The organism is Heyndrickxia coagulans DSM 1 = ATCC 7050 (genome assembly GCF_000290615.1).
Classification (GTDB): domain Bacteria; phylum Bacillota; class Bacilli; order Bacillales; family Bacillaceae_C; genus Weizmannia; species Weizmannia coagulans.
The window spans coordinates 23,095-30,269 of the sequence record NZ_ALAS01000091.1 but is presented as its reverse complement, the minus strand read 5'-3'; the positions used below and the strand labels follow the sequence as shown (position 1 = coordinate 30,269).

General features: G+C 48.1%; 7 protein-coding genes and 1 other annotated feature. Of the genes, 6 read left to right on the top strand and 1 reads right to left on the bottom strand.

Annotation, left to right across the window (positions count from 1 at the left end):
• The first annotated feature begins 129 nt into the window (after positions 1-129).
• The 3 genes from IC21_RS03995 (at position 130) to IC21_RS03985 (ending at position 1,987) form a co-directional block, all read left to right on the top strand.
• On the top strand, positions 130-393 hold the full coding sequence (locus IC21_RS03995) for a hypothetical protein (protein ID WP_234969543.1): 264 nt from the start codon (positions 130-132) through the stop codon (positions 391-393).
• Between the two features lie 418 nt (positions 394-811).
• Entirely contained in the window at positions 812-1,204 is a 393-nt protein-coding gene (locus tag IC21_RS03990) for a hypothetical protein (RefSeq protein ID WP_035180529.1), read from the top strand.
• A 129-nt stretch (positions 1,205-1,333) separates the two neighbouring features.
• On the top strand, positions 1,334-1,987 hold the full coding sequence (locus IC21_RS03985; protein WP_029142305.1) for a hypothetical protein: 654 nt from the start codon (positions 1,334-1,336) through the stop codon (positions 1,985-1,987).
• A gap of 26 nt (positions 1,988-2,013) precedes the next feature.
• Here the strand turns inward: IC21_RS03985 and sspI are convergent, their stop codons facing one another.
• Positions 2,014-2,226 (bottom strand): small acid-soluble spore protein SspI, encoded by a 213-nt coding sequence (gene sspI / locus IC21_RS03980; RefSeq protein ID WP_029142306.1) that lies wholly within the window; start codon positions 2,224-2,226, stop codon positions 2,014-2,016.
• 103 nt (positions 2,227-2,329) lie between these two features.
• Here sspI and IC21_RS03975 point away from each other — a divergent pair, with 103 nt between their 5' ends.
• The 3 genes from IC21_RS03975 to pheT all read left to right on the top strand — a co-directional run bounded on the left by IC21_RS03975 (position 2,330) and on the right by pheT (position 7,171).
• Positions 2,330-3,085, top strand: a complete 756-nt coding sequence (locus IC21_RS03975) for a TrmH family RNA methyltransferase (RefSeq protein ID WP_029142307.1) — start codon at positions 2,330-2,332, stop codon at positions 3,083-3,085.
• 339 nt (positions 3,086-3,424) lie between these two features.
• Positions 3,425-3,658 (top strand) — a binding site (T-box leader).
• Between the two features lie 48 nt (positions 3,659-3,706).
• A complete protein-coding gene (pheS, locus tag IC21_RS03970) occupies positions 3,707-4,744 on the top strand; it encodes a phenylalanine--tRNA ligase subunit alpha (RefSeq protein WP_013859882.1) in 1,038 nt (345 codons plus the stop codon).
• 12 nt (positions 4,745-4,756) lie between these two features.
• The gene (pheT, locus tag IC21_RS03965) at positions 4,757-7,171 is read left to right on the top strand and encodes a phenylalanine--tRNA ligase subunit beta (protein WP_029142308.1); all 2,415 of its coding nucleotides are present in this window, start codon (positions 4,757-4,759) and stop codon (positions 7,169-7,171) included.
• Positions 7,172-7,175: the final 4 nt, after the last annotated feature.

Below are 7,175 nucleotides of genomic sequence, written 5' to 3'. Positions count from 1 at the left end.
TTTTTCGCTTGTGTTACCCATATCAGGACACATCCCTTCGTTAATATTATATTTCACTAAAGGGTGTCCATGAAACTATACTAGCATCATGTACCCGCGGCCCTGAACTTTTTTATTGCCGGGCTATACGTGATCTTTGCCATTTGGTATATCTTTCGTATCTTGAAAAAGAGTTTGTTTAAGGAAAAGACAAAAAAGGTGCAAATCCTAACTTTTTTGAAAATAGATGCCGTAATCTTTGTTTTACTGGGCGGCGTTATTTTGCTGGATAAATTCATGCCAAAAATCGGCCCGTCCTTTTCTTATCCGTGGTGGTTGCCGCTCGTTTTAGGTGTGGTGAGTTTAGGGGTTTACTATAGCTGGGAGAAAGCAGCAAAGTCCCGGGGGATATAGTTCTAGCGTGCAATAAATCTGTTGTTCAAAAGCCCGTGTGCGGTTTCGCCACGGGTTTTGCATGCGCCAGCTATGCTGCACGCAATTGCAAAAAAACAGCGGGGATCGTGAAAGGTTCTTCATCAGATTGATGAAAGACAAAACGGGCGGCCAGTATTCTCGAACTGTCCCTCATTGAATTGATGAAGGACAAAAAAACAAGGTTGCAACAGTGAACTGTCCTTCATTGGGTTGATGAAGGACAAAAAGGGCCTTCAAATTTCCCTCCGGGGTCAATTGATGATCTCATACACGTGCTCTTTTCTGTATACAATTGTATACGAATTGTCGAGAAAAAATTGATAACAAACAGAAATGATAGATAGTAGGAAAAGCAATCTTTGTGATATACTATTTGAAAAAGGAAGGAGGTAAAATGATGGATGAGATTTTGCAGCAAATTCTTCATGAATTGAGAGATTTAAAAAGTGATGTGTCCGGTTTAAAGAGCGATGTTTCCAGTTTGAAGAGTGATGTGTCCGGTTTAAAGAGCGATGTTTCCAGTTTGAAGAGTGATGTTTCCAGTTTGAAGAGTGATGTTTCCAGCTTAAAAGTAGGGCAGGAACGCATTGAAACGAAAGTAGACAACCTTGCTTTGGAACTGCGAAGCAATTTTAAATTCACAAACGATAAACTGGAAGAACATAAAAGCATTTTTACAGTTGTTTCAAATGAAATCAAAGGCATTAAGGGCGATATTGAGTTTCTTAGCGGGAAATCCGGCAAGCATGACACAGAAATTAACCATATTATGAATATGTTAAGAGGTTAATGTACATGCACCCAACCCGGGGGCTTTTTGTTTCTACAAGTAGGGCTTGCTGAACGAATCAAATTTGTCTTGTATCTGACCAAATTTGATTCGTTCAGCCAGCCCATAAATAGAGCACGGGGGGATGTAGTGAAAAAATTAACCGAAGAAAAATTTTTGCTCATTTTAAATGCTGATGCGAGAAGCCGGTTGCTGACATTTTCCGATCTGCGGAAATTTTTATGCGCATTGTTTGTTTATTCTTTGGTGATGATTGGAGTCGCATACAAAGTTGTAAATGGCGGAAATATCGGATGGGAAAACTTGTCTCCTTTTTGGCAACGGGTATTTCGCCTTGAAATCCTGTTGTTTATCGTGCATGTACTTTCAATCCTTTTATCTATTCCGAGCCGTCCTTTCAGCTGGAGGTTCTCAAGTATTGCCGCCGTTATTTTTATGTACAAGGCTGCGTTTGACGCATTTGTTGCATTTATGATGTTAGCAAAAGACAAGCATATTGATGATGTTTACGTCTGGACGACGCTGTACAGTATAGCGGCTTGTGTGCTTTTTCATCTTTTCTTTCTTTATTTTTGGATCAGAAAAAGGATCCATCTGCAGGAGATCGGCAATCTAGAGGTAAAAACGTACAACAAGGAAATAAGCGCTTCTATTATCGGATTTTTTGTCGTTTTGTCTTCCATTCAGTTAAACAAAGTGCCGATCGGTTACGGCCGGCATAAAAGGAATCTAGCATCCTTCATTGCAACTGTAAACGGGTTGGAAAAGCCGGTGCACATATAAAAGGAGCAGCTCTTTCCGCTCCCTTGTTACACCTGTCCCAGCCCCTGCTTGAGCGTTTCCAGCATCATTTTTTGTTCCTGTGTATCCGCATGGTTCCAAATGACTTCAAAGAGGACGCCGAGCCCCGGGAGCATTTTTTCTTCGCCCCTTTGAATGGCATCGACAATCGTATCTTTTAACTGATCCTGCGTGTCATCTTTTACATTGTGAATGACTGCTTTCCGCAAGTCCAAATCCATTTCGGTTCAGCTCCTTTGATCGTTTCACTGCTAGCATTTCACATGGCCACTATTTTTATGTATACTATTCCAAGGAAAACTTAACGAAAAGGGAGCAAACACGTTGAAATACATACAATCCTTGCAAAATCCGCAAGTAAAGCATTGGAAAAAACTCGCCGCGAAAAAAGAACGCGAAAAAACATTTACTTATTTGCTGGAAGGGTTCCATCTTGTCGAAGAAGCGCTGAAAGAGGAAGTGGTGGCAGAAATCATCGTTGAAGAAGGCGTAGACCTGCCAAACCGCTGGAATACGGAAGGGGTGCCGGTGATAACTGTCACGCATGAAATCAGCAAAACACTTGCCGATACAGAAACGACGCAAGGCATTTTTGCCGTGTGCCGGATGAAAAAACAGCCGTCCAAAATCATCGGCAGGCGTTATCTTTTAATTGATGCCGTGCAGGATCCTGGCAATACCGGCACGATGATCCGGACGGCGGACGCAGCCGGGTTTGATGCCGTTATTTTCGGCAAGGGCACGGCGGATCCGTACAGCCCGAAAGTGTTGCGTGCGGCACAAGGAAGCCATCTCCACGTCGGGCTTTTAAAAGGCGATTTAAACATGTGGATTGAAAAACTGAACGAAGCGGCAGTGCCGGTTTACGGAACAGCGCTTGAAAACGGCGTAACTTTTCGCGATGTAAATCCAGGCGATGCCTTTGCGATCCTTGTCGGCAATGAAGGAAGCGGCGTACACCCCGGCTTGCTTGCGCAAACGGAACAAAACCTGTCCATCCCGATTTTCGGCAAAAGTGAGTCGCTGAATGTTGCGGTGGCAGCCGGCATTTTAATGTATGACTTTGCAATGCGGGCGTAACCTTTGGCGGAAATAATGGATGCCACCTTTGCTGCCCCGTGTTTGAGGCAGAAAAGCAGGCCTTATCCATGCGGTGAACGCGGCACCAGAAGAAGATGAAAAACAGCCGGCACCATTTTTCAGGATAGGCGCCAAAAGGCAATCGAGGCAGACGATTTTTCATGAGGGCGGCTGCGTTGTTTGGCCAGGATAAACAGGGAAAACCGCGTGGCCAAAGCGTCCATTTATTGCGGAAAACGAGAAATATTCCGTGCCAAAACGGCCGGGCCCATGCCTATTTTCACTTTCCGTTTGAAATTGCGGGCATTTCCCGCTATAATAAAAAATAACTGAAAAATGATAAAAACCATGACAGGGAAAAGTAGCTTGATCTTCGCCATGCAGGGAGAAAATGCCGTAGACTGGAAGCATTTTTATGGGGAAATGAAGCGAAGTTCACCCCTCGAGTTGCCGCTTGGACCATTGCTTGCAATGTAAAGGCGGGACGGTTAAAAGCCGTTATTGAAATGAAGCGAACATAATTTAGTTATGTTAACTAGGGTGGTACCGCGAACCATTAGCCTCGTCCCTTTTCCAGGGCGGGGCTTTTTTAACGCCCAAAACCTAAAGGAGGTACAAAAAATGGAAGAAACGTTGAAAGCACTGCAAACCGAAGCGCTTGCCAAAATTGAAGCGGCTGCTGATTTAAAAACGCTGAACGGGATCCGTGTCGCCTATCTCGGCAAAAAAGGCCCGATTACGGAAGTTTTGCGCGGCATGGGGAAGCTGCCAGCGGAAGAACGGCCGAAAATGGGCGCGCTCGCCAATGAAGTGCGTGCCGCCATTCAAGCAGGTATTGAAAAGAAACAGGCGGCATTGGAAGCAGAAGCCGTCGAGAGGCAACTGGCATCCGAAAAAATTGATGTCACGCTGCCGGGCCGCCCGGTAAAAGCAGGCAGCCACCATCCGCTTACAAAAGTCATTGAGGAAATCGAAGACTTGTTTATCGGGATGGGCTATACCATTGCCGAGGGGCCGGAAGTGGAAACCGATTACTACAATTTTGAAGCGCTGAACCTGCCGAAAGGGCACCCGGCACGCGATATGCAGGATACCTTTTACATAACCGATGAAATGCTGCTTAGGACCCATACTTCACCGAACCAGGCGCGGACAATGGAAAAGCATCACGGCAAAGGGCCGGTCAAAATCATCTGCCCGGGGAAAGTGTACCGCCGCGACAATGATGATGCGACACATTCCCACCAGTTTATGCAAATTGAAGGGCTGGTTGTTGACGAAAACATCACGATGGCCGATTTAAAAGGGACGTTGGAAGTATTTGCGAAAAAATTATTCGGCGAAGACCGCGAAATCCGGCTGCGCCCGAGCTTTTTCCCGTTCACCGAACCGAGTGTTGAAATGGATATTTCATGCAAGATGTGCGGCGGGCACGGTTGCCATGTATGCAAAGGCACCGGCTGGATTGAAATTTTGGGCGCCGGCATGGTCCACCCGCGCGTATTACGGATGTCCGGCTTTGATCCGGAAAAATATACCGGTTTTGCATTCGGCATGGGGCCGGAGCGGATTGCGATGCTGAAATACGGCGTTGATGACATCCGCCACTTTTATACAAATGACATTCGTTTTTTACGGCAGTTTTCCGTACAAGAATAAGGAGGGTCAAACATGTTTGTTTCATATAAATGGCTGCAGGAATATGTGGATTTGGACGGCATTTCGCCGGAAGAATTGGCTGAAAAAATTACGCGGACCGGCATTGAAGTCGAAAGCGTGGCATTTAAGGGGGAAGGCATTAAAAATGTCGTTGTCGGGCATGTATTGGAAAAAGAAAAGCATCCGAACGCCGATAAATTAAACAAATGCCTGGTCGATATCGGGGAAGGCGAGCCTGTCCAGATTATTTGCGGCGCGCCAAACGTCGATAAAGGGCAGAAAGTTGCTGTTGCCAAACCGGGCGCCTGGCTGCCGGGGCATGTGAAAATCAAACGTTCGAAACTGCGCGGCGAGGAGTCGAACGGGATGATCTGCTCGCTGCAGGAACTCGGTGTTGAAAGCAAGCTCGTCCCAAAAGAGTACGCAAACGGCATTTATGTGTTCCCGGATGATGTGGAAGCGGGGCAGGATGTGCTGCCGCTTTTAGGATTGGATGACACCATTATCGAACTGGGCCTCACCCCGAACCGGGCGGACTGCATGAGCATGCTCGGCGTTGCCTACGAAGTGGCGGCGATACTCGGGAAAGATGTGAAATTGCCGGAAACAAAAGTGCAGGAAGCAGCCGATAAAGCTGCTGATGCCATTTCGGTCCGTGTCGATGCAAAAGAAGCGGCGCCGCTTTACACATTAAAAGTCATCCGCAATGTGAAAATCGGCCCGTCCCCACTCTGGATGCAGGCACGGCTCATGGCAGAAGGAATCCGCCCGCACAACAATGTGGTCGACATTACGAACTATATTTTGCTCGAATACGGCCAGCCGCTGCATGCGTTTGACTATGACAAGCTCGGTTCCAAAGAAATTGTCGTCCGCATGGCGCATGAAGGGGAAAAGATGGTGACGCTCGATGGCCAGGAGCGCACGTTAAAAGACGTCCATCTTGTCATTACGAGCGGCACTGAACCTGTCGCAATGGCCGGTGTCATGGGCGGCGCCAATTCAGAAGTAACCGAAACGACGGCAAACGTGCTTTTGGAATCCGCCTATTTTGATGCCGGAACGATCCGCGCGGCTTCAAAAGACCACAGCCTGCGCAGCGAGGCAAGCAGCCGCTATGAAAAAGGGGTTGATCCGAACCGCGTCCTGCCTGCATCAGAACGGGCCGCCATGCTGATCAGCAAATATGCGGGCGGGGAAGTGCTCGCCGGGACGGTTGCCGAAAACCATTTGCATATTGAGCCGGCTGTTGTCACCATTACGCTAGAAAAAATCAACCGTGTGCTTGGAACGCAAATTTCAGCGGAAGAAGTGCTCCGTATTTTCAAACGCCTCCGGTTTGAAGCATCATGGGAAGACGGCCGTTTTACCGTTATTGTGCCGACCCGCCGCGGCGATATTACGATTGAGGAAGATCTGATTGAAGAAGTGGCGCGCCTGTACGGCTATGACCTGCTGCCAAAGACATTGCCGGCGGGCAGGGGAACGCGAGGCGGCTTGAACGCCATCCAGCAAAAACGCCGCGCCACGAAACGTTTCCTTGAAGGAGCGGGGCTGTACCAGGCAATTACGTATTCTTTAACAAGCGAAGAAAAAGCACACCAGTATGCGCTTGAAAAACGCGAACCGGTCCGCGTCGCCATGCCGATGAGCGAAGAACGCAGTGTGCTGCGCTTAAGCCTTTTGCCGCATCTTTTGGAATCTGTCGCGTATAATGTCGCGCGTAAAAACGAGTCGGTTGCATTGTATGAAGTCGGCAATGTCTTTTTAAAAAAGGCGGACGGGGCACAGCCGGAAGAGCAGGAACACCTCGCCGGCGCCATCACCGGGCTTTGGGTTGCCAACTTGTGGCAAGGAGAAAAGAAAGCAGTTGATTTCTTTGTGGCAAAAGGGATTTTGGAAGGCCTGTTTGAAAAATTCGGGGTCTCAGGCGCTGTTTCCTACCGCGCGGCCGCATTTAACGGGCTGCATCCGGGAAGGACAGCCGAAATTTTGCTGGACGGGGAAGCAATTGGTTTTGTCGGCCAGGTGCATCCGAACGTGCAAAAAGAACTCGATATCAAAGAAACATACGTGTTCGAACTGAAACTGGAGCCGGTGTACGATTACCCGGCCGAACCGGTCCAATACCGGCCGATCCCGCGCTTCCCGGCCATCACCCGCGATATTGCGCTTGTTGTCGACCGCGATGTGGAAGCAGCCCGGCTGCAGGCAATCATCCGGGAGGCCGGCGGAACCCTTTTGAAATCCGTTTCGATTTTTGATTTATATGAAGGCGGGCATATGGAACCCGGCAAAAAATCAATTGCCTTCTCGCTTACTTACTTCGATCCGGAACGTACATTAACGGATGAAGAAGTCGTCGCCCGGCATGAAAAAGTGCTGGATGCGGTAAAAGAAAAAGCAGGCGCGGTGTTGAGAGGATAAGGGA

Bases quoted from the DNA above. Each gene is read 5' to 3' on its own strand.
- IC21_RS03990 (WP_035180529.1), top strand. From the start codon at position 812: ATGGATGAGATTTTGCAGCAAATTCTTCATGAATTGAGAGATTTAAAA.
- sspI (WP_029142306.1), bottom strand. From the start codon at position 2,226: ATGGATTTGGACTTGCGGAAAGCAGTCATTCACAATGTAAAAGATGAC.
- pheS (WP_013859882.1), top strand. From the start codon at position 3,707: ATGGAAGAAACGTTGAAAGCACTGCAAACCGAAGCGCTTGCCAAAATT.
- pheT (WP_029142308.1), top strand. From the start codon at position 4,757: ATGTTTGTTTCATATAAATGGCTGCAGGAATATGTGGATTTGGACGGC.